This is a genomic window from Brasilonema sennae CENA114, from assembly GCF_006968745.1.
In the GTDB taxonomy this organism is placed as follows: Bacteria; Cyanobacteriota; Cyanobacteriia; order Cyanobacteriales; family Nostocaceae; genus Brasilonema; species Brasilonema sennae.
Window position 1 is genome coordinate 3,697,601 of the sequence record NZ_CP030118.1, and the last position, 20,907, is coordinate 3,718,507.

A 20,907-nucleotide genomic window follows, 5' to 3' on the forward strand; every position below is an offset into this window, starting at 1 on the left:
AGGTTATTTTAGCTTAACGCTATGACATAACAAAAAGCGATGCTCTGGATGAAACTACCACTAATCTGTCCACCTAAACCTATCAAATCACGAGCATGCGATCGCTTTATCTTGAGCCATTGAAAGACGAGTTAAGTTATACATTGGTGCGCTAGGGGCTTTTCTCTTTTTCGTTACAAATCATATTGAAATATGCGCCTAACACAACGCCAGGTGCTACAACGGGGGGAACCCCCGCAACGCACTGGCTCCCCTACAGTAACTCACAGCAGAGTCACGACGAACTCATAACTGTAGACAAAACCCAATCACGCAACAAACGGTTCACCTCATCTGGTATCTCATCATGAGGACAATGACCTGCCTGCAAGAAGTATTCTGTTAGTTCAGGATAATATTGCCGAAACTTGTTTGAACGTTCTCTCGCACTTATCCAAGGATCAGCTTCTCCCCACAACTGTAACAGAGGACAAGTTAATTGCTTGAGCAGCGTATCAACTTTTTCCCCTTGAGGAGTGCTAAACACAGACAAAAATACATCCATAGCCCCAGAGTCGCAAGCAGGACGATAAATTTCTTCTACTAATTGGTCTGTGATGGCACTTTTGTCAAGATAAACTTTCTCTAGAGTTTGGCGAATCACCCAAGGTTGTTTTATGTATTGAAATAAGAAAAACTGGGCTAAAGGCTGTTGCAAAATCCACTTGACAATTTCACCCAGGAGTTTTTGTAGCTTTTCATTTGGCTTGGGAGGCTCAATTTCAGATTGTAAAGCCTCTGGTTCTGGTGAAGGCTGGTTTTCGCTAAAAGGACCTGCACTGTTGAGCAAAACCAAACCTGCTGCTGCATCAGGGCGTTGTGCTGCAACACACAAGCTTGCATACCCTCCCAGGGAATTACCTGCTAAGACTGCCTTTTGACCAATCACTTCTGTAATAAAGTCATTGAGTTGGTCGCGCCACAAGTCACCACTGTATTCTAGTTTAGGTTTCGCAGAACGCCCAAATCCCAAAAGGTCAATCGCAAAAACTTCAAAATCGTTACACAATCCGCTGATGTTTTTGCGCCAGTGATCCGTAGATGCACCAAAACCGTGTACCAATAATAAGGGAGGGCGTTGAATTTTTGGTTCTCCGGCTTTGACGTAATAAATGCTGTGCCCTCGCCACTGCCAATATTTACCAGGAATTGGGGTTGTAGAAGGGGCTGTTGTTCCCTGCATGATATAAAGAAATGTTAAGTACCTTTTAATAATTATTCTAATACCAAGTTGCGGCTCTATTACCTCACCCCCGTTAACAAAGGTGCACTACCTGGGTTATTATTTATTGGATTTTCATCTGTTATAAACCAAAAAAAATGACCTTCACGAACCTAAAAAACCAAAAACGAACAGTGAAGGTCACTCAATGTATTAGATCCATGCACCCCAGCTAGATTTGTGCATCCCAGATATATAGTTTTATATACGAAATGGCTAATTTGTGTTAGGGGTTCATCCCCCTCAGTGCTATCTGCAGTAAAGCAGCAGGGAAGCATCGCCATCGCCTTCATCCCCTCCGCACAACACAACTGCATAAGTTAATTTCCTTGGCATCTAATTAGTAAAAGAAAAAAAGATACAGATTATCCCTTACCAATTTTGGTGGGGGAATTTTTTAGATGCCAAGCCTAAAGCCCGCCAGGGTTGCGTCGCCAGGGAATCCCTTAAAGACAATTTCTTAGTGCGAGCGCTTTCATCCCTTCCACACAACTGCATAAGTTAATTTCCCCAACATCTAATTAGATATAAGCAAAAAGATGCACATTATCCCTTGCCGATTTTGGTGAGGGATTTTTTTAGATGCCAAGTTGCCAAAAAAGTTGAATCGAATCGTTCTCATGATGAATTCGCAAACAATTTCTCGCCATCTCTATCCCGTTTGGTACTGGTTAATACGCGCGTTGCATTCATACGTTTCACCTCACCCTCGGTTTTTGCGTAGCAAAAATCTTTCCCTCTCCTTAGGCGAGCCGCGCTTGTTGCAGCTGGCGTGAGGGATGCCCGACAGGGCAGGGTGAGGTTTTTGAACACAACTTGATATCTATCAGTTAATACTTTCCTTACACAGGACTTCACGTACGAGCAGATACTTTCCAGATACATTTCATGTCGAAAAAATGGTGTTAATTTTTGTCTTTTAATGTAAAAATTTACTATTGATCGTTTTTTTGCTCAGGCTTTTCTTTCTGCGGTGAATCACTTTCGTCAACTTTTTGGGTGTTACCTGCTTTTACCCAACCTTCTTGTTTACCATCTTCTTTTTCTTCACCTTCAGTGCGAATTTTTTGCCAGGCTTTATCTTGGCTTTCTTGCAAAACGATAACTTTTGAATTAAACCCAACCCCACCAATACGTTCAGCTTCTTGCTTTGGTTCTCCTCGCAAAATTAAGCCTTGCTTCCAGGTGATACGCGCACGGTAAGCTCCAGGTGGTAATGATTTTGCAGATGGGGTAGGCTTGGGTGTTGGTTTGGCTGAGGCTTTAGGTTTAACCGCAACCGTAGAAGTTTCTTTGGTTCCTTTAGGGACAGTTTTTGGATTTTCTCCTTTCACAGAGGGGCTATCATTAACATAAATTGGTTTTGGGGGGATTATAGTAGTTCGATTTATCACATATAAAGCAGTCGCAAATCCGCCCCCAGCTAAAATAGCGATCGCCAATAAAATCCCAAGCGTATATTTCAGTACGTTCACAATCACCATAGTCAGAACCTCACACTACAAATTTTGAATTATATAGCAGGAAATAGGGAACAGTGAACAGTAAACAAGAGGTGGACTTTGTTCGTTTCCTACCTGATAACTGATAACTGGTAACTGGTAACTGGTAACTGCCAACTGCTATAAATTATGAATTATGAAATTTCTGATTCTTCATAATTCATAACTGCGAACTTATTATTGGGGCTGGCGTTGAATGCGATCGCTTAAAGGACTATGCTTGGAAGCCAAACGCGCCCTACCAGCTGCTGCCCATTCTTGCAATTTCTGAATTTGTTCTGTGGCAGTTCGTGCTAGTGGTATAATCTGACTGGCAGATTCTAAAACATCATCGGTCGTAAAGTCGCGATTTTGGCTAAATCCAATGTGCATTGCTTCAATCAAAGTTTGCTCAATTTCTGCGCCAGAAAAATCGGGTGTTTCGTAAGCTAATCTGTCAATATCGTAATTTTTAAAGTTATGGGCGCGCAGTCGAGATAAATGTACATTAAAAATGGCTTTTCTTTCTTCTTGGCTGGGTAAACCAACAAAGAAAATTTCATCCAAGCGTCCTTTTCGCAGCATTTCTGGTGGTAATGCTTGAATATCGTTCGCAGTCGCAACAACAAACACAGGTGAGGTTTTCTCGGCTAACCAGGTAATAAATGTACCAAAAACACGACTCGTGGTTCCCGCATCACCTTTGCTACCAAGTCCGGAAAAGGCTTTGTCAATCTCATCTATCCACAAAACGCAAGGTGCAAGGGCTTCGGCGACTTGTATCATTTGTCGTGTGCGAGATTCAGATTCACCCACCAAACCCCCAAATAATCTTCCCACATCCAGACGCAACAAAGGTAAATGCCAGTGATGAGCGATCGCCTTGGCTGTTAACGATTTTCCCGTCCCCTGAATTCCCACCAACATTAAACCACGGGGATGCGGTAAACCATATTGTCGCGCCCTTTCGGTAAATGCACCACCCCGACGCAAAAGCCAATCTTTCAGGTTATCTAGTCCACCAATATCAGAAATTTGCTCTGTGGCTGGGTAAAAGTCGAGGATTTGGGTTTGGCGAATTGTTTGGCGCTTTTCTTCCAAAACCAAGTCTACATCTTCTGGCTGCAATTCTCCGTGAGTGGCGATCGCTCTTGCTAAAACCCGACGAATGCGTTCCATCGAGAGTCCTTGACAGGAGCGCACCAAGTCATCTAACACTTTAGTAGGAAGAGAGTGACCAGTAGCAGCTAACAAGCGTTCGACTTCTATTTTAATTTCGGCTGCTGCGGGTAAGGGAAATTCCAGAACAGTGAGAACTTCTGTTAAGTCGTCGGGAATCGCAATTTTTGGAGATAGTAAGACGATATTTTTTGGCTGAGACTTGAGGAGTCGGGCGAAGTTGCGGAGTTTGCGGGCGATCGCCACATCTTCTAAAAACCGATGGTAATCTCGTAAAATAAACACCGCAGGCGCAGAAGCTGGCAGTTTTTCCACCAATTCCAAAGCTTGTAGAGGGTTACGACGACCAAAACCCGCATCATTCGGATTACCTTGGTAACCATCCACAAAATCCCAAGTATACACTGGACGGTTACCCTGATTCGCAGCTTCTTCCCGGATAGCGCTTTCAACCCGTTCCTCTTCGTATGTTGGGATGTAAATCAAAGGGTAGCGGGCGCGTAGTAGCAGTTTAAATTCGTCACGGAAGCTCATAAGTAGATGTTAGAAGTATGTTGTTAGTTCTTTCTCTCATTGTTAAGGGTTGTCATGCGTCTAACAACTTTTTCTGTTTCCTGTGTTTCGCGATCGTTCAATCCACGCCTCGCAGTTACAAAAAAATGTATCTTTCTTGACAATGGAATAGGTAAAAAAATATTTGGAAATTTTAATCCTTTGATAATTAAGTATTAAAATAAAAATGCCCTAATTAATATTAACTAAGAATATTTTTTCATCCTTTTGGAGAAGCTCACGATTGATTGATTGCAAGCATGTAGTTAATATCACTTCTTCGTTTTCGGAACAAGAGCACTACCATGAATGCCAAATTATTTGCAAATATCCTAGCTGCCAGTGCGATCGCACTTGGCTATTTTACTACTATAATTCACCCTACCTATGCTCAAGTTAATACATACTTTTGTGGTGTAAATAGGGATGGCGTACCAACAACATACGCTCGCAACGCCTTAGGGAGAAAAATTCCACTCATTAGCTGGCAAAGAAATTGGAATAATAAATTTTCCCAAAGAGCACGTTGTGAGGCTGTTTCTGCGAGATTTCAAACTGCTTCTGTTGACGGTGTGCTAAACTATCTCACAACTGGAACCATGAATGGTCAAAAGGTTTTATGTGCCGCCAGTCGATATGGTGGAACTTGTAACTATTTGTTACTCACACTCAGAGCAAGTGACGATGCAAGCCAAGTGATTGAAAATCTCAGACAAATGGGTTACACCGCTAGTGGTCCGATTGTTCAATCTGATGATGAATCTCATCAAACCTATATTGATATGAATCAATTACTCAGGGAGGAGCGCAGTGACGCTGAGTAAGGTATCCTAGTTTGGATACGTCAAACTTTCGTGGTTCGCGCTTAGTGAGATAGCAAGATCAAAACAGTGGTCAATCAATTTTGGATTTAGGATTTTAGATTTTGGATTAACTCCACCGGCTTCGGCTGCGCTCAGCCCAAGCTAAGAGTGCGGAGCTTGAGGCGGAACAAAGTCCGTCAATCAATTTTGGATTTGCGATTTGAGATTTGAGATTGAGGAATTTTGCTAAAGTTCAGGATTTCAAAGAGTTCAATCGCTTCTAGTCTTACGAGTTAACCCAATCTAAAATCGGCTTTTCTTTAATCTAAAATAGTTTCGGTCAGATTTTCCTATAAATCAATTGACATTAATTGGGATATGAGCAAATGAATTGTCGGTTACTGGCTTTGATTGTCTGGATGGGGACGTTATGGATGCTACCAGTACAAAGTCTTCCTCTAAATATTTCTAGTGCCAAACTATTTGCTCAGCAGCAAGTCTCACAATTGTCACAAGAACAATTGCGGAAACTTGCTCAATCTATTACTGTCAAAATTATTTCAGGGAACAACGGCGGTTCTGGGATTTTGATTCAGAAAGAAGGTCAACTGTATACAGTTCTCACCAGTCGGCACGTTCTGGAAACAGGCAAACAACATCTGATCTATACATCCGATGGTCGAAATTATCCGGCACAGTTGCTCAAGGATGTTAATTATGATAACAAAGACTTGAGTGTATTACAGCTTCGTGCACCAGGAAACTACGCCATAGCCTCCTTAGGAAATTCCTCAACCTTACAAGAAGGCGATCAACTATTAGCTGCAGGGTTTCCTTTTGAAGAGAATTCATCTGTGTCAAGGCAGATGATTACAACGAGTGGGCGTGTTTCCCTGTTGCTAGAACGCCCTTTGAAAGGGGGATACCGGATTGGATACACCAATGAAATTGAAAAGGGCATGAGCGGCGGACCGGTGTTAAATAATGAAGGTAAGGTTATTGGTGTCAATGGTATTCATGCTCAACCTCTGTGGGGCGATCCTTATATGTACGAGGATGGCTCTCAACCTAATGATGCCTTACGTGAACGGATGAAACGCTCAAGTTGGGGAGTCCCCATTGAAACATTAGCGCAGTTCGACCCCCCAATTATTCCACCAGAAATCCCTCAAGCAAGAAATACACTTAAACAAGCAGCACCAAACTCGACGCCCTTGGTGGCAAGTCTGGTAGACAAGATTGCCCAAGAAATTACGGTGTTAATTAGTTGGGAAAGCAGTCATGGCTCGGGAGTGATTGTTAATAAGCAAGGTAACACATATTACGTCCTCACCGCTGGTCATGTGGTGCGAAACAAGAACAACTTGAAAATTGTTACCCCAGATAATCAGCAGTATTCAGTCAACACAACGGGGGTGAAAACCTGGGAAGGGACAGATTTAGCTTTGTTGGAATTCACCAGCAACCAAACTTACCAAGTGGCGACTCTGGCTGATTATGACTTGGAAAATGAAGACAGAATCGTTTTTGTGTCTGGAATCCCGACATCTGAGGATCCTACTACACAAGCAAAACGTCAATTTAGTGCTGGCTTGCTTTATGGTGGGGGAATTGATCGCGTTAAAGATTCTCGTTCTTTTGCTTTTGGTTATGAACTGGTTTATACTAATTCCACCGATAAAGGTATGAGTGGTAGCCCAGTGTTAGATAGTTTGGGTCGAGTCATTGGGATTCATACAGCAGCAGAAGGTGAACCAACTTTAATTAAACAAAAAACTGGTGACGCACGGGAAATTCAACTAGGTTACAGTTTGGGTGTGCCAATTCATACGTTTTTGGCACTGGTACAACAAGATAAATTGGAACTCAATCTTAAGAAACACACGACTTTGCCACCGCGATTGAGCGCTCCACAGCAAGATGCAATAATCTCATCTGCTCTGAATGTAGCATCACCGAAAGACAATTCGGATGAATTTGAGTGGCTTAGTTATGGAAATAAATTGTTGCGATCGCAAAAGTATGAAAAAGCAGTAGATGCTTTTGACAAAGCCATCAAAATCAAGCCAGACTTTTATCAAGCTTGGTATGCACGGGGACGCGCACAACGTCTACTGCAAAAATATAAAGACGCACTTGAATCTTTTAACAAAGCAAGAGCGTATAATCGAACATACGATCCAGCTTGGCGTGAACTTGGTGATACGCTTTTTGCCTTGAATCGATACGAAGAAGCACGCCAAGCTTTGGAGAAAGTGATTTCACTCAAGCCAGATGAGTTCATGGCTTATCGAGGACTATGTAGTGTTTTGGGTGAATTAGGAAATTACTCAAAAGCGATTAAGGCTTGCGATCAAGCGATTAAAATTAATCCTCAGCCTTTGCAGTATATTCTTCGGGGTGAAACTTTAACTACTATTGGAGACACCACCCAAGCAATTAAAGATTTTAACGAAGCTTTGCGGCTTCAACCTGATAATCCCTTTGCATATCGACGACGTGGAATCGCCAAGTCTAACGAAGAAAATTATCAAGGAGCACTTGAGGATTTAAATAAGGCTATCACTCTTCAAGGTGATAATGGCTATGCCTACGTTGATCGCGGCATAGTTTACGCCATGATGGGAAACCGCAAAGCATTCATCAAAGATTTCGAGACAGCACTGCGCCTTGAACCTGACTCAGCAGCTATTTTTAATAAGCGCGGTATTGCGCATTCTATTTTACAAGATGACAAGGGTGCTATTGAAGATTACACCGCAGCGATTCGCTTTGCTCCGGAATCAGCTTATATTTATTACAAAAAGCTGGGCGATGTGCGGACTGTTCAGAAAGACTACAAAACAGCAATGGAAAACTATAGCGAAGCAATACGCCTAGAACGAAACTATGCTCCCGCTTATGTTGGTCGAGGAATTGTCAATGCTATGATGGCTTCCCAACAGGGATTTACAGAAGATTTCGACACCGCTTTGCGACTCCAGCCTGATAACGCGTGGTTTTATAGTGAACGAGGAAAGGCTCGATTTATCCTCAAAGATCAACAAGGAGCAATTGCAGATTACAACAAAGCCATCGGTCTTTTTCCTCAATTAGCACATTTGTACTACACCTTGCGGGGTAACGCGCGACAGGAACAGAAAGACTATACTGGAGCGATCGCAGATTACAACGAAGCAATTCGCCTCAAACCAGATTTCGCTTTAGCTTACAACAACCGGGGTTTGGTGCGTGTGCAACAAGAAGATAAGATAGGGGCTATCGCCCCCGCAAATCAATCTATTCGCCTCAACTCCAACATACCCACTGTGTTATACATCAATCCAGAGTCTTTGCAGAAGACACAAAATGCCAAAGACTACGAAAAGGCGATCGCCGATTTTACACAAGCCATTCGCCTCAAGCCAGATCTTGCCTTAGCTTACAACAACCGGGGTTTAGTGCGTTTGCAAGAGAAAGACGACAAAGGAGCGATAGAGGATTTCAAGCAAGCCATGCGTCTTAACCCAGATCTTGCAGAAGCTTACAATAAAGAAGGTTTTTCACGTCTTTTTCAAAATTAGATTTTGGCAACGTTGCCACTTGAGACAGAACCCTTGAAAATCCTACCAGTCGGTACTTTAGTAGGTATGAGTCTAGCTAGCCTGTGCTTGTCACTAATGGACCGGTCTATATTCTCCTCTAGTAGCCATTCAGACAGGGTAACTAAGTCCTTAGCCTCTGTTTTATCCTCAAGCTCTGAGTAGTCCTCTTTGAGTGTTATTTTATACTTTTTAGGCTTCATAACAGATAGCTTCAAAAGCTTAAGTATCTTGTAAGTCCAGTATTGTCTCTTCCCTAGTTTCACTGTCGGTTAATATCGCGGTGATAGCCATCTAAACCATCCATCCTCATTCTGTTAAACCTGTCCACATACTAGGTTAGCATCCACGACAAGGACGGGTTTGTTTTTGGCTATACTGTATACGTGTTTACCACTAACTACTATATGGAAGTCAAAAGGTTAGAGCTACATAAAGAAAAAACGGAGCTTATTTATCGTGCCTTGGGTAGATGGTTATTTTTGGATAAGTATTTAAATGATATAGGTATTCAGGCTATTGATAGTCTCAGAATAAAACTGAGACAAGCTCCAGTATCAGAAATAGGCGTATTTTACCCTGAAAACAATAAAAGATACCGTCGTTATCCTGACGGGCATAATATGGAACTCAAAATATTAGAACTAAGCAATGAAGAAATAGACTTGATATGTCGTGCCATATTTACAATGGAATACTACGATAGGTATATAAATGAACGAGCGAAAAAAGCGCTAGAAACTATCAAAGAGAAAATGACTATCGCTAGGGACTTAGAAGCAGACTGTGAGGAATATGATGATGATGACTAACCTGACAGCTTTATAGACCCAATATTCAGACCAGAGGTACTTCTAAGTTACCTAAGCAGCCTGCGTAGTGTCTTAATATTACCTCGGGGCTGTTGCCAACCCATTTAGCTACATGAGTGATGGGTATTCCAGCCTCTAGTGACATAGTGATGAAGGTATGTCTACAGTTGTAAGGGCATCTGTAGCCAAAGAGTTGAGCGCAGATAGGCTATTAACGTAATATCAAGGGTTACAGCTTATGGTTTTATTGAGATAATGCCAGGAACCAGACTTGAACTGGTGACACGAGGATTTTCAGTCCTCTGCTCTACCAACTGAGCTATCCCGGCGTGGAATCTTTGATTCCCACGATTAATAAATGTAGCAAAGTTCTATTAATTTTGCAAGTACCTAGCAGAAAAAAATTTCAGCAGCTTTTATTTTCAACTTGAGCAAGCCCTGAAGGAGGCGGGTGTTAAGGCTTCAGCGTTCGACTGAGCGGAAGCTGAGCGGCGTCGTTCGCGTAGCGTCTCCGTTCGGCCTCAAGCCGTGCCCGTTCGCGCAGCGTGTCCCTTTGGGACTCAGGGCTCAGGAGATAGCTTCGCCGAACGTCCGAACGTCCGAACCGTGTAAGGGGATAGGGGTGAAGGAAGAATTAGCCCGAATATGAATCAGGGTTGGGCAAACTTTTTTGCTAATCCAGCCAAAAACAGCCATTAATACCACAAACTGAACAAGAATAATACTAGGATCGCAAGCAAACTTGAAAAAACCTGATACAAAGATGCCAACGATACTGCTTATGGAACCGACAATCACAGATAGCAACACCAAACGAGCGAGAATCTTGCCAAATAGTACGCTCATGAGGTTATCGCGATATCCTTGAATTAAGCTAGTGAGAATCATGCCTACTGCCAACCCGCCTGATAAGACAATATTCAAAAGGCTATTGAGTATGTAAGATTTCTTTTTTATTAAAAAAATAACTATAAATTTCCTACATGAATACTATGTCAACTAAAGACACTTTTGCTGACAATATCACTCATTCTCTTTCCCAAAAAGAAACTAGTGAGTACAATCAAATATCCAGTCAAGTAGAGAGTGATAACGTGCAACCTGTGTCATATGAGCTTCTCAACAGTGAGAAAGCCCAGCGCATGGCAGAATTTTTTGGCTTTTTAGGCGATGCTAATCGTTTGCGTATTCTCTCACTGTTAGCTCAAGAAGAACTTTGTGTAAGTGATTTGGCAGCAGTATTAAAAATGAGTGAATCTGCTGTTTCCCATCAACTGAGAAACTTACGGGCGATGCGTTTGGTTAGTTACCGCAAGCAAGGTCGTAATGTATTCTACCGCTTACATGACAGTCATGTTTTGCATCTTTATCAAGCTGTTGCTGAACATTTGGATGAACAGGAGTAAAGGATCATGGCGCTAAACTTTTAACCAACTCATCAAGTTTCAGACACTCAAATGCACCTGCGTGATACCCTGACGCATTTCGTACTGTCGCTTCAGCCAAGAGTGGCGAATTGTTTGACCAAGTAAGGGAGCAAGTTGAATCAATAGCCAACGTATCAGTGCATTTTTTCGTAGTAGTTCGCCTTGTGCTGCTTCCTGCATCTGGAGTTGTTGGGCGCGGATAATTTCTGGCTCACGTTCCGCTTGAATCCGGGATAGTGCTGCGTCAATCTCTTTGTGTCCAGCTTGTGCGTTAAACAGCGGTACAAGATGATTAGCAGCGACAATAACATCACGCAATGCGACATTGATTCCTTGAGCGCGAATGGGAGACATTGGGTGTGCAGCATCACCCAGAAGTAACACTCCTGGGGCGTACCAGGATGGACAACGACCAACTACAACTGATAGCTTAATCGGAGTTTCGATGGTGTCTGCATAGCTATGGAAATGCTCTGCCATCCATGAGGGTGATAGCGATGCAAAAATTTCTGCCCAGTCTGCTTGTTTGCGATCGGTTTTTTCATCTGCAGATATTACCCAAGCTAGATGCAGTTTTCCTTCCTCTGCTCCGTGAAAGATGGTGAATACGCGATCACCATTAACGATTAAATTAAACACATTATCTCCTGTAAACCTGGGACTGGCAGCAAGTTTGAACCAGAGAATATCCACATCCTTTGGCTGGCGTACCAATTGCAACCCTGCCCGTTGTCGGATAACCGAGTTTCGACCGTCTGTCCCAATCACAAGTTCGGCGGAAATTTCACGTCCACTGCCCAGTTTCACACCCGCAACGCGATTATTAATCGATAGTAAATCCTTTACAGCAAAACCTTGTATAAATTCAAAGTTAGGATAAGCCTGAGCTTCGGTAATGATAGCTTCAAGCAACGGCGGTTGCGACACCAACGTACAAGGTTGATCTGCCCCCATTGGTTCCTCAACTCGAAACAACTGCTTTTTGCCTATGATGAACTCCCATGCGTCGAGTTGTCTATGAGGAATACGTTCCACAATCGCCGATAATCCCATTTGCTCAAGTGCATCCAACCCACTCGGCATTAACCCTTCACCGCGAAACACTCGATGGAAATCCTTCGCCGCCTCAATCAATGTTACTGCAATACCGCGTTTTACAAGCTGTAAAGCAAGCGTAGCACCAGTCGGGCCTGCACCCACAATCACAATCTGCGCCATTACATTTCCCCTACGTTTATTGAATTGTTCGTAAATTGTCCATTTTCAGTTTTGAGTTGCTTACATTAACCTTTTCCTCCCGTAAACGTTACACTCTCAATAAAATACCTGTTAAAAAATGCATAAATCGCCAAAGCCGGTAAAGTAAACACCATAGAAGCCGCCATAATATAGTTCCAATAACTAATGAATTGACCTTTAAAAGTATTCAATCCCAAAGGAAGAGTAAACATTTCTGGATCAAACAAAATAACTAGAGGTAACAAGAAATTATTCCAATTTCCCATGAATACAAAAACTGCTTGTGCTGCTAAAGCTGGTTTTGCTAAAGGTAAAACAATATGCTGAAAAATACCCCAAGTCTTCAATCCATCCAATTGAGCAGCTTCTTCTAATTCCTTGGGAAAATTCACGAAAAACTGCCGCATCATAAAAATGAAGGTAGCATTAACCATGCTAGGAACAATCATCCCTTGATAGGAATTCAGCCAGCCCAAAGCTTTTAAAATTAAAAATGTGGGAATGAGGGTGATCTGTGCAGGGACTGCTAAGACTGTCAAAATCAGGAAGAACCAGAAGCGTTTACCCGTAAAGTTCAGTCTTGCTAAGGCGTAACCTGCCATTGAGTTGAATAACAAGTTTAATACAGTCACACTGATAGCTATAACCACACTATTGAAGACCCACCGCAGAAACAGCGGTTCTTGGAAAAAAATTTGTTTGTAGTTGTCGAGAGTAAAGTTTTTGGGTACAAAATTAGGTTCACCGCTGACAATTTCTGATAGCGGCTTAAATGATGCTGATAGTGCCCATAAAAAGGGAATGAGCGTGATGATTGCATACAGTGTTAGTAAAATGTATAGCAGTGTCTTCCAAGTCAAAAAATTATATATTTTCATTTTGATAATATCTTTATCAAGGGTTTAGTTTTTCCTCACCATCACCCAGCTTAAATAGTCTCTTCAACTTGAGAATTAAATCAGCTTCTGTAACTGAAAAAAACAACCAGTATTCTAAACTACATTTACACCCTTGAAATATTTTTGCTAATGAGTTCTTGCACCCAAGCTCTAAAAGCTCTCATAGTCTTGTTTCTACCCACAGTTTTACACTGTTGAAGATACTCAGGAATGACTTGCTGGAGAGGAAAATTAGGGAAAATTGGGCTAAACGTAGACGAAATATATTTACCATTTTGCAGAACATTAATTTGTAATTTTCCTTTTTCAAAGCGCCACAACTCGGGTACTGCTAATGCTTCATAGATACTAGAGTGAGTGCGGGAAGTGACATCAATTTTTAACGCTAAGTCTGGAGGCGGATCTACTGTTAAGTCTAATCTGTCTCTGCCTCGAACAACTGGTTCATTTTGGATATAAAAACAGTTGTCATGTTCAATGCCTTTGTCCATTAATTCATTTTTGAAAGTTGTCGAACCTAAAGACATAAATTCAATGTCTAGCTCCTCAAGGAGTACTTTCACTAAATCGCTAATATTTTCTTTATTACGCTCATGTTCAGGTAGTGGTGTCATAATTTCTAGCATTCCATTTTCATAAGCTACCCTAGCGGCACGATGCTCACCTAATTCTTGTAAAATCGTTTCAAATTCTTGCCATGTAACATTTTTTAGCAGCACTCGCTGTCCTGGTGGAACTTCTAATTGCTTCAGTTTTAATAGCATGTTTGCCTCCATTTTGAAGTGTAACTTATTTGACATGAATGGCTTTAGCTCAGTAAGTTTCCTTTAAAAATTTTAGCCTCCAAAAAACCGCCGTTGAATCAAAGTGATAACAATAATGACTGCTGCGAGTAAAAAGGCGATCGCCGCTGCATATCCCATCTGTAAGTTACGAAAGACAGCTTGATATATCAATAGAACTATTGTCAAAGTAGCATTATTCGGTCCACCAGTGCCGTTAGAAAAAATATAAGATTGGTCAAACAATTGAAACGTGCCAATCACTCCTATTGTGACTACAAAAAAGGTTACTGGTCTGAGTATAGGAATTGTGATATGAATAAACTGCTGCCAGCCATTTGCTCCATCTAGCGATCCAGCCTCATAAAGTGAACGAGGAATATCCTGCAACGCTGCCAAATAAATCACCATGTAAAACGGTGCTGTTGACCAAATATTCATCAGCATAATACCTTTGAGGGCAACGGCTGGATCTCCTAACCAGTTGTAAGTAGGTAGCCCTACAAAAGCAAGAAAATCATTGAGTAACCCATTCGTGTTATAAATCCACATAAAAATCAGCGTCAACACAGCCGATGAAGTGACTGTCGGCAAAAAGTAAAGGATACGCCACCAATTTTTGGCACGAATACCAGAGTTGAGCGTCACTGCTAGAATTAAAGCCAAGACAGTTTGAGCCGGGACAACAATTGCAACATATTGGGCTGTATTTCTTAAAGCAATCCAAACCTGTTCATCTTCAATGAGTCGCGTGAAGTTGCGAAAGCCTACAAATTGATACTTAATAGCGCCAAGAAGTTGAACTTTGTGCAGAGAAAGAAAAATAGCCCAGAGAATGGGTAGCACGACAAATGTGCCCAACACCAGAATGGTTGGCATCATAAACAAGTATCCAGCCAAGTCTTGTGTGATGTTCGATCTAGACTTTGTTTGTCGCCTTCTGACTTCAAACACAAATGTACCTCCAACTCATCCGGCACCATCCCGACTGTAGCGATAGGTAATGCATGATTATTTATCGTAACTGCTTGTGTATCAATTCAGTTGCAGTTCAACCAAGCTTGACTTAAACAAAACTTAAAGAAATGTCAAGCCTATCAAAAGATTATTCATTGCATTCCGCTTTCAAGATTTTATACGCTGTTACTAAAAATACAGAGTTTCTAAACACGATTTTCATATTCAAACAATAAGCCTCTATATGAGGTTGGTACGCATTGCCATCCTTACGGTAGATGTTTTTTTCAGTCAGTTAAAAAGCTCGATATAATTCTGACGCCTGATTGCCGTATGCGTTTATCTCTACTTTCTAAATCAGCTTTTAGCTTTGCAGCTGTTACTTTTTGTTTTGCTGTTGTTTTTGGAACTAAACCAGCAACAGCTGCATCGTTTAGTGTCGTTGCTGAGGGTCTTGATAATGTCAGGGGTCTCAACTTTGGTCCTGATGGTAGCCTCTACATCACAGAGTCGGGTGTAGGAGGAGATGGCAGATGCATTCCCGGACCTAGTTTGGAAGGTCTTGATTCATGTATTGGTACAAGTGGTGCCGTGACAAGAGTTAAGGACGGCAAACAAGAGCGTATACTTACACGGTTGCCGTCTGTTGCCTTAAGACCCGTTGGTGCTACAGGTGAAGATCCTCAAGATATACAATTTGATGCAGCAGGAAATCCTTACCTTCTCATCGGTTATGGTGGTAATCCCACCATCCGCGATTTTTCAGAAAATGCCCCCGGTTGGGGACAACTCTACAAAGTAGATTTCAACACGGGTTCGTTAACAAGTCTTGGCGATTTTGCAAAATATGAATTGGCTAATAATGCTGCTGGGGAAGTTGTGCTTGATACAAGCGGTGAAATCGCTAGCAACCCCTATGGTCTGGCAATTAAGGGCAATACTGCTTATGTCATTGATGCGGCTGCCAATGACATTTTAACTGTGGGACTTGATGGCAGTAATTTGAAGACTTTTACTGTGCTTCCCAAGCAAACAATAACAAATCCTGTCTTCCCAACTCCTGGACCTGGACAAGTGCTACCTCCTGACGCGCCACCACCAGGTCAAACTCCAGAGGAAGTTGAAATTCAATCAGTACCGACAGGTGCCGCATTTGGTCCTGATGGTGCTTTGTACGTCAGCGAATACACGGGTTTTCCTTTTCCAGTCGGTAAAGCGCGGATATTTCGAGTTGGATCTGATGGTGAAGTTACAGTCTACGCTGACGGCTTTACCCAACTCTGTGATTTAGAATTTGATCCCCAAGGCAATTTGTATACCGTACAATATTCCAATGCACCGCAATGGTCGGGCGTTACAGATGCTTCTCTTATCCAAATCGCCCCAGATGGCACTCGTACAACTTTGCTTAGTGGCAATGGACTAGAATCTGCCACAGCCTTGACAATTGGTCTTGATAGTGCTGTTTATGTAGCAAATAAAGGCGATCGCCCTGGAGTTGGGCAAGTTTTGCGGGTTGATCCAAAAGCAAAAGTCCCTGAACCAAGTGTTGTAATAGCTATAGTCGCGGTTGGTGTTTTAGGACTGAGTACTTTGCACAAGCGTAAGCCAAAACGCATAGTACTCAAGAAATCAAGTACAGATTTATCTGTGTTCCATGAGTGGTTCATAATTTCTTTGTGTACCTTACCCAATTGCAAACCGCCATATACCACTCACTCATATTTACTCCATAGCGATACGCGGAGCGTCAAGCGTATGCGCAAAGCGCACGCTGCGCGAACGACTGAGCGCTCACGCCGAAGTCCTCTGGCTTATCGCCTTAATCAGTTCATTAGCTTCATCTTGTGCTCGTTGCATCGCCTGTTGTAGTGGTTGCTGTCCTAACAAAGCGCTAACAAACTGGTTATCAAAATTGTTTACAATCGCTGCTGGATATTCACCGACTTGCCAAGGTATAGCATAATTTACTCCTGCCACAAGTGCAGTTCTCACGGGGTCTTGATCATAACCCAATTTCTGAGCAACAGATTTCCGAGATGGCAGAGCAAAGCCTGTTTTCGTCCACTTTGTCATACCTTGTTTACCTGTGAGATAAGAAATAAGTTCCCAAGCTTCGGCTTTGTGTTGGGTTTGCTTGTTCATCACGTAGGCAACAGTGAATACCATCGTATTTTTGTTATCATTAATTGTAGGTAGTTCTGCAGTAGCAAACTCTAAATTAGCAAAAGTTTCTGTGAGGTAGGGAATTGCCCAGTTCCCCTCAATTACCATTGCGACTTTACCCTGACCAAACATTTCACTGCCAGAATTTGTGCCAACATCAGATTTTTGAGATGAGGAGCGGTCTTTTTGATACTGGTCTATCGCCAATTGTAATCCTCGCAAGCTGGCATCACTGGCAAATGCTGCATAACCATTTTGGTTTACAAGTTGTCCACCAAAAGCTTTGATTTTGTAAGCCTGACGCGCTAATTCTGGAATTTCTCCAAAACCGTATTGATCAATTCTGCCATCTCGGTTACGGTCTACGGTCAACTTCTTTGAGTAGGCACGCAGTTCATTCCAAGTTGATGGTGGAATGGTTAAGCCTGCGGCTGCAAAAGCTTTTTTGTTATAAAACAGAGCAAGTGTCGAATAGTCCTTAGGTAAGCCGTAAATATGCTTAGAATATTTGAAGCTACTGAGTAGTGTTTCCTCAAAGTCAGCAACCTCAAAATCGGGAGTTATATACGCATCAAGTGGTTCTAAAACATTCTGGCTCATGAAAAAAGGAGCTTCAAGAGCATCTAAATAGAATACATCAGGAGCCGCTTCACCCACCAAGCGGGTTTTTATGACATCCATGTATTGGTCGTTGATGACTTCATGCCTGACTTTAATATTAGGATGGTTTGCTTCAAAGTCTTGCAATAGTTCTTTCAAGAGTTTTTGTTCTGCTGGACTTGCTGTCCAACCGCCCAGTTTGATAGTGACTGCGGTTGGTGCAGAGGAAACGCTCATAAAAGGTAGATTTTGACAACCAATAACAAAGAGGGCGATGCTTCCAAAAAGAGCCGCCCAAAGCATAATTCTGTTTGGGAGTATTGTCCTTTGGGCGATAGCTAGCCCCTTAGGGGGCGCTGCGCAAACGCTGCTGCGCAGCGCGCAGATCGCTACTAATGATCTTAAAAATTTTAGTCTTAAAAATTTCGACACGTTGGTTCGGATCACAGCCAAGTAAAAATTCTGCCACTTTAGATCTTGACTCTGTAACTGCGGATTGATTTTTTCTTTATTTAAATTTTTGTTGAGATATGCAAGTTACAATAACTAAATAATTATGAACAAAAGTTACAGTCCCCACTTGACCCATCTGTGAAGACAAGTATGGAACCAATTTCGCTAGAAACCGCTACGCCTCTAGCCCCCATAATACCCGAGATAGCAATTTCAGAACCGACTGTTGTTGCTAACTCAACACTCAGCCCTTCAGTTTTAAGAAAGAATGCTATTCGTATCAGCCTCAGAGCCTCTACTGTAGATGGTGTCTTCACATCAATATACTTGACCATTGTCACTGGTGTTTTACTCTCTAATTTTTTGGTGGAATTAAATGCTAGTCCAGTGATTATTGGAATGCTGTCTTCCATTCCAATGCTGGTGAATCTGATTCAGCCGTTCGGTGCGTATCTATCAGAACGCACAACCAGTCGCTTTCGATTTTCGATCCTTACAAACGTGAGTGCGAGGATACTCTGGTTATTTCTACCCATTGGGATCGCCGCCCTTAGCTTCGGATATATAAATTCTCAGCAATTGATAGTTCTAACACTTGTGATTATCTTGTTAATCAATATGTTACAAGGATTAGGACATCCATCGTGGATGAGTTGGATGGCAGCTTTAGTCCCTCGACAGATCCGAGGAAGGTATTTTGGGTTGCGTAACAGTGCTTTCAGTCTAACTGTTTTAACTTTTATACCAATAGCCGGTCTAGTTGTCTCTAAATGGCCTGGTGGAACTTTACAAGGTTATGCAGTGCTTGTGGTGTTCGGGACTCTATCAGGTCTGATAGGTCTTGGGTGTCAGTACTTCCAGGTGGACGTCAATCCACAGATGCAGCACGCTTCTGTCCTCGGTTCTTTAGTGAAAAATGCTATTTCTGGAGATACTGATAATTCTAGTCAAACTACTGATACACAGCCAGAAACTATAGAAAATACAACTGATTCTATACCGGATTCGAGTGCGATAAAAGGTATTTTAAATAACTCTAATTTCTTGATGTCTCTGTTGTATTTCAGTTTCCAAATGTTTGCCATTAACTTGAGTACTCCTTATTTCCCGCTCTATATGTTAAATAATTTACATTTAGATGTGAGTGTTGTGGCACTCTACGCCAGTTTTCAGGGGGCGGCAAACCTGGTGATGCTGACTTTCTGGGGCAAGTTATCAGACAAAATAGGTAACCGTTCAATCTTGATATTAATGGGGATTGTACTTACACTCATACCTTTATTTTGGCTAGCGATTGATGTTAGTTTCTTTGGCATTTGGCTGTGGTTACCCCTTTTACACATGTTACTTGGAGGGATTTGGGCAGCAATTGATTTATGCAACAACAATATGCAGCTAGCAATTGCGCCTGTCAAACAACAATCCCTTTATTTTGGAGTAATTGCTGCCGTTACTGGAGTTTGTGGCGCTTTAGGTACAACTATAGGTGGTTTGATTGCACAAAATCCCTCATTAGGTGGTTTACCAGCAGCCTTTGTTGTATCTTTTGTGTTCAGAATCGGAGCAGTTGTTCCCCTTTTATTTGTGCAAGAAGCGCGAAAAAACTCTTTAACTGAGGTGATACAAACTCTGTGGATATTTCGTAAGCAGATAGTAGAGAATTAGACATGGTATAGTGTAACCACTCACCTTCGTATCATCGATAATCAAACAGATATAGCGCTTTTCAACTCACTTAAATACAGATGTGGTATGGGGTGGGCATTGCAATGTCCAATGCCCTTCGGGTATGCCACTCAGGAATTGCTGTTGTATTACATCGAACCCATGACAATACCCCAAAAATAAGCTTCAAAACGATCCTCATCTTTATCTATGTATCTCTTGCTTCCCCAAGTATAAACATCCACACTAATACGACCACTATCGCGTTTCCAGAAGAATCCCTTTTTAATCGAGATATTACCCAACAGCGTGATCCAATGGGTGGGATAAGGGAAGGGTGGCGGATTGTTACCGAGTAAACCCTGTGCGGTAATCAAAGCAAAAGCAACGCCACCAGCAGAAATCACTGTTTCTGCTTCATTCAAAGCATCGACTTCGCCAAAAAGATAAGTGTGGGTGTATTTGACATTCCGATAGCCTAAAACTTCCCGCGCCCATCCTTTCATTTCCCAAGATTTAGTCATCCCAGCTATATTGCGGATAATATCGGGCGCTTCTGGTTCAACAGGAAAAACCAAATTTTCTGATTCTCGGCACGTTGCTAGAACCATCCAATCAGCTTGCCCCATTCTTAGTCTGCCTCGACTTTGACGCAACCTATTTGATGCTTCAATACGTCTAGTTCGCCCTTGAAAACCACCAGTTTCAAATAAACTACGACAAATTTGTACGTAGCGCAGGGGTTGTTTACGAACGAGTTCAAATAAAATTGATGCAGGACCACAAAACGGTTGTTGACCTTGGTTGACTTGAAAGGCGTCCAAAAGGCGCGTTTTCATGTCTGTCAGCACTTGGTTTTTATCTAAATTTGACCAAACACTGGGGGCATTGGATGTTTCAAATTCTGCGATCGCCGAAGCGACAGATGGATCTAACGTTGAAGAATTCATTGATTAAGTAGATGGGTAGACATAAAAGTACGTGAGTTCGACAGGGTTGAAAAAAGCACAAAAAAGCGCCCGACTGTGTATTGACTAAGAATACCCATGA

General features: G+C 42.1%; 16 protein-coding genes and 1 tRNA gene. 6 read left to right on the forward strand and 11 right to left on the reverse strand.

All coding sequences use genetic code 11. The annotated features are described in order from the left end of the window. Positions 1-274: 274 nt before the first annotated feature. The 3 genes from DP114_RS15730 to DP114_RS15740 all read right to left on the reverse strand — a co-directional run bounded on the left by DP114_RS15730 (position 275) and on the right by DP114_RS15740 (position 4,455). Entirely contained in the window at positions 275-1,222 is a 948-nt protein-coding gene (locus DP114_RS15730) for an alpha/beta fold hydrolase (RefSeq protein WP_171976535.1), read from the reverse strand. Positions 1,223-2,196: 974 nt separating this feature from the next. Then, on the reverse strand, positions 2,197-2,745 hold the full coding sequence (locus DP114_RS15735) for an SH3 domain-containing protein (RefSeq protein ID WP_169268502.1): 549 nt from the start codon (positions 2,743-2,745) through the stop codon (positions 2,197-2,199). A gap of 195 nt (positions 2,746-2,940) precedes the next feature. After that, positions 2,941-4,455 (reverse strand): AAA family ATPase, encoded by a 1,515-nt coding sequence (locus DP114_RS15740; RefSeq protein ID WP_171976536.1) that lies wholly within the window; start codon positions 4,453-4,455, stop codon positions 2,941-2,943. Between the two features lie 323 nt (positions 4,456-4,778). Here DP114_RS15740 and DP114_RS15745 point away from each other — a divergent pair, with 323 nt between their 5' ends. From DP114_RS15745 to DP114_RS15755, 3 genes are all read left to right on the forward strand, one after another. Next, on the forward strand, positions 4,779-5,297 hold the full coding sequence (locus DP114_RS15745; RefSeq protein WP_171976537.1) for a COP23 domain-containing protein: 519 nt from the start codon (positions 4,779-4,781) through the stop codon (positions 5,295-5,297). A 365-nt stretch (positions 5,298-5,662) separates the two neighbouring features. Next, the gene (locus tag DP114_RS15750) at positions 5,663-8,839 is read left to right on the forward strand and encodes a serine protease (RefSeq protein WP_246163211.1); all 3,177 of its coding nucleotides are present in this window, start codon (positions 5,663-5,665) and stop codon (positions 8,837-8,839) included. A gap of 425 nt (positions 8,840-9,264) precedes the next feature. Beyond that, the gene (locus DP114_RS15755; RefSeq protein ID WP_169268505.1) at positions 9,265-9,669 is read left to right on the forward strand and encodes a hypothetical protein; all 405 of its coding nucleotides are present in this window, start codon (positions 9,265-9,267) and stop codon (positions 9,667-9,669) included. Between the two features lie 256 nt (positions 9,670-9,925). Here DP114_RS15755 and DP114_RS15760 read toward each other — a convergent pair. Together DP114_RS15760 and DP114_RS36325 are read right to left on the reverse strand one after the other, a co-directional pair. Next, a tRNA-Phe gene (locus DP114_RS15760) sits at positions 9,926-9,998 on the reverse strand. Between the two features lie 238 nt (positions 9,999-10,236). Beyond that, on the reverse strand, positions 10,237-10,641 hold the full coding sequence (locus tag DP114_RS36325) for a metal ABC transporter permease (protein WP_171978210.1): 405 nt from the start codon (positions 10,639-10,641) through the stop codon (positions 10,237-10,239). 170 nt (positions 10,642-10,811) lie between these two features. On the opposite strand from DP114_RS36325, the gene DP114_RS35955 reads away from it, so the two are divergent. Further along, a complete protein-coding gene (locus DP114_RS35955) occupies positions 10,812-11,075 on the forward strand; it encodes an ArsR/SmtB family transcription factor (RefSeq protein ID WP_246163332.1) in 264 nt (87 codons plus the stop codon). A gap of 39 nt (positions 11,076-11,114) precedes the next feature. On the opposite strand, the gene DP114_RS15775 is transcribed toward DP114_RS35955, so the two are convergent. The 4 genes from DP114_RS15775 to DP114_RS15790 form a co-directional block, all read right to left on the reverse strand. Further along, positions 11,115-12,314, reverse strand: coding sequence for an FAD-dependent oxidoreductase (locus tag DP114_RS15775; RefSeq protein WP_171976538.1), 1,200 nt, complete (start codon positions 12,312-12,314; stop codon positions 11,115-11,117). Positions 12,315-12,379: 65 nt separating this feature from the next. Further along, positions 12,380-13,213, reverse strand: a complete 834-nt coding sequence (locus tag DP114_RS15780; RefSeq protein WP_169268646.1) for a carbohydrate ABC transporter permease — start codon at positions 13,211-13,213, stop codon at positions 12,380-12,382. 125 nt (positions 13,214-13,338) lie between these two features. Continuing rightward, a complete protein-coding gene (locus DP114_RS15785) occupies positions 13,339-13,998 on the reverse strand; it encodes a Uma2 family endonuclease (protein WP_171976539.1) in 660 nt (219 codons plus the stop codon). A gap of 72 nt (positions 13,999-14,070) precedes the next feature. Beyond that, positions 14,071-14,895: a carbohydrate ABC transporter permease gene (locus tag DP114_RS15790; RefSeq protein ID WP_370469286.1), complete on the reverse strand. Its 825-nt coding sequence runs from the start codon at positions 14,893-14,895 to the stop codon at positions 14,071-14,073. A 411-nt stretch (positions 14,896-15,306) separates the two neighbouring features. On the opposite strand from DP114_RS15790, the gene DP114_RS15795 reads away from it, so the two are divergent. Further along, on the forward strand, positions 15,307-16,845 hold the full coding sequence (locus DP114_RS15795; protein WP_171976541.1) for a ScyD/ScyE family protein: 1,539 nt from the start codon (positions 15,307-15,309) through the stop codon (positions 16,843-16,845). On the opposite strand, the gene DP114_RS15800 is transcribed toward DP114_RS15795, so the two are convergent. After that, the gene (locus DP114_RS15800) at positions 16,768-18,042 is read right to left on the reverse strand and encodes an ABC transporter substrate-binding protein (protein ID WP_171976542.1); all 1,275 of its coding nucleotides are present in this window, start codon (positions 18,040-18,042) and stop codon (positions 16,768-16,770) included. The two genes, DP114_RS15795 and DP114_RS15800, sit on opposite strands and share 78 nt — an antisense overlap. A gap of 300 nt (positions 18,043-18,342) precedes the next feature. Between DP114_RS15800 and DP114_RS15805 the strand changes: the two genes are divergently transcribed. Next, entirely contained in the window at positions 18,343-19,857 is a 1,515-nt protein-coding gene (locus DP114_RS15805) for an MFS transporter (protein WP_171976543.1), read from the forward strand. A 149-nt stretch (positions 19,858-20,006) separates the two neighbouring features. On the opposite strand, the gene DP114_RS15810 is transcribed toward DP114_RS15805, so the two are convergent. Next, positions 20,007-20,807 carry a hypothetical protein gene (locus DP114_RS15810; protein WP_169268517.1) on the reverse strand — a complete coding sequence of 267 codons (801 nt, stop codon included), beginning with the start codon at positions 20,805-20,807 and terminating at the stop codon, positions 20,007-20,009. Positions 20,808-20,907 lie beyond the last annotated feature (100 nt).

Coding starts and splice junctions, on each gene's coding strand:
- DP114_RS15740 (WP_171976536.1), bottom strand. CDS start 4,455: ATGAGCTTCCGTGACGAATTTAAACTGCTACTACGCGCCCGCTACCCT.
- DP114_RS15785 (WP_171976539.1), bottom strand. CDS start 13,998: ATGCTATTAAAACTGAAGCAATTAGAAGTTCCACCAGGACAGCGAGTG.
- DP114_RS15795 (WP_171976541.1), top strand. CDS start 15,307: ATGCGTTTATCTCTACTTTCTAAATCAGCTTTTAGCTTTGCAGCTGTT.
- DP114_RS15755 (WP_169268505.1), top strand. CDS start 9,265: ATGGAAGTCAAAAGGTTAGAGCTACATAAAGAAAAAACGGAGCTTATT.
- DP114_RS15780 (WP_169268646.1), bottom strand. CDS start 13,213: ATGAAAATATATAATTTTTTGACTTGGAAGACACTGCTATACATTTTA.
- DP114_RS15775 (WP_171976538.1), bottom strand. CDS start 12,314: ATGGCGCAGATTGTGATTGTGGGTGCAGGCCCGACTGGTGCTACGCTT.
- DP114_RS15735 (WP_169268502.1), bottom strand. CDS start 2,745: ATGGTGATTGTGAACGTACTGAAATATACGCTTGGGATTTTATTGGCG.
- DP114_RS15805 (WP_171976543.1), top strand. CDS start 18,343: ATGGAACCAATTTCGCTAGAAACCGCTACGCCTCTAGCCCCCATAATA.
- DP114_RS15730 (WP_171976535.1), bottom strand. CDS start 1,222: ATGCAGGGAACAACAGCCCCTTCTACAACCCCAATTCCTGGTAAATAT.
- DP114_RS15800 (WP_171976542.1), bottom strand. CDS start 18,042: ATGCTTTGGGCGGCTCTTTTTGGAAGCATCGCCCTCTTTGTTATTGGT.
- DP114_RS35955 (WP_246163332.1), top strand. CDS start 10,812: ATGGCAGAATTTTTTGGCTTTTTAGGCGATGCTAATCGTTTGCGTATT.
- DP114_RS15745 (WP_171976537.1), top strand. CDS start 4,779: ATGAATGCCAAATTATTTGCAAATATCCTAGCTGCCAGTGCGATCGCA.
- DP114_RS15790 (WP_370469286.1), bottom strand. CDS start 14,895: ATGCCAACCATTCTGGTGTTGGGCACATTTGTCGTGCTACCCATTCTC.
- DP114_RS15750 (WP_246163211.1), top strand. CDS start 5,663: ATGAATTGTCGGTTACTGGCTTTGATTGTCTGGATGGGGACGTTATGG.
- DP114_RS15810 (WP_169268517.1), bottom strand. CDS start 20,807: ATGAATTCTTCAACGTTAGATCCATCTGTCGCTTCGGCGATCGCAGAA.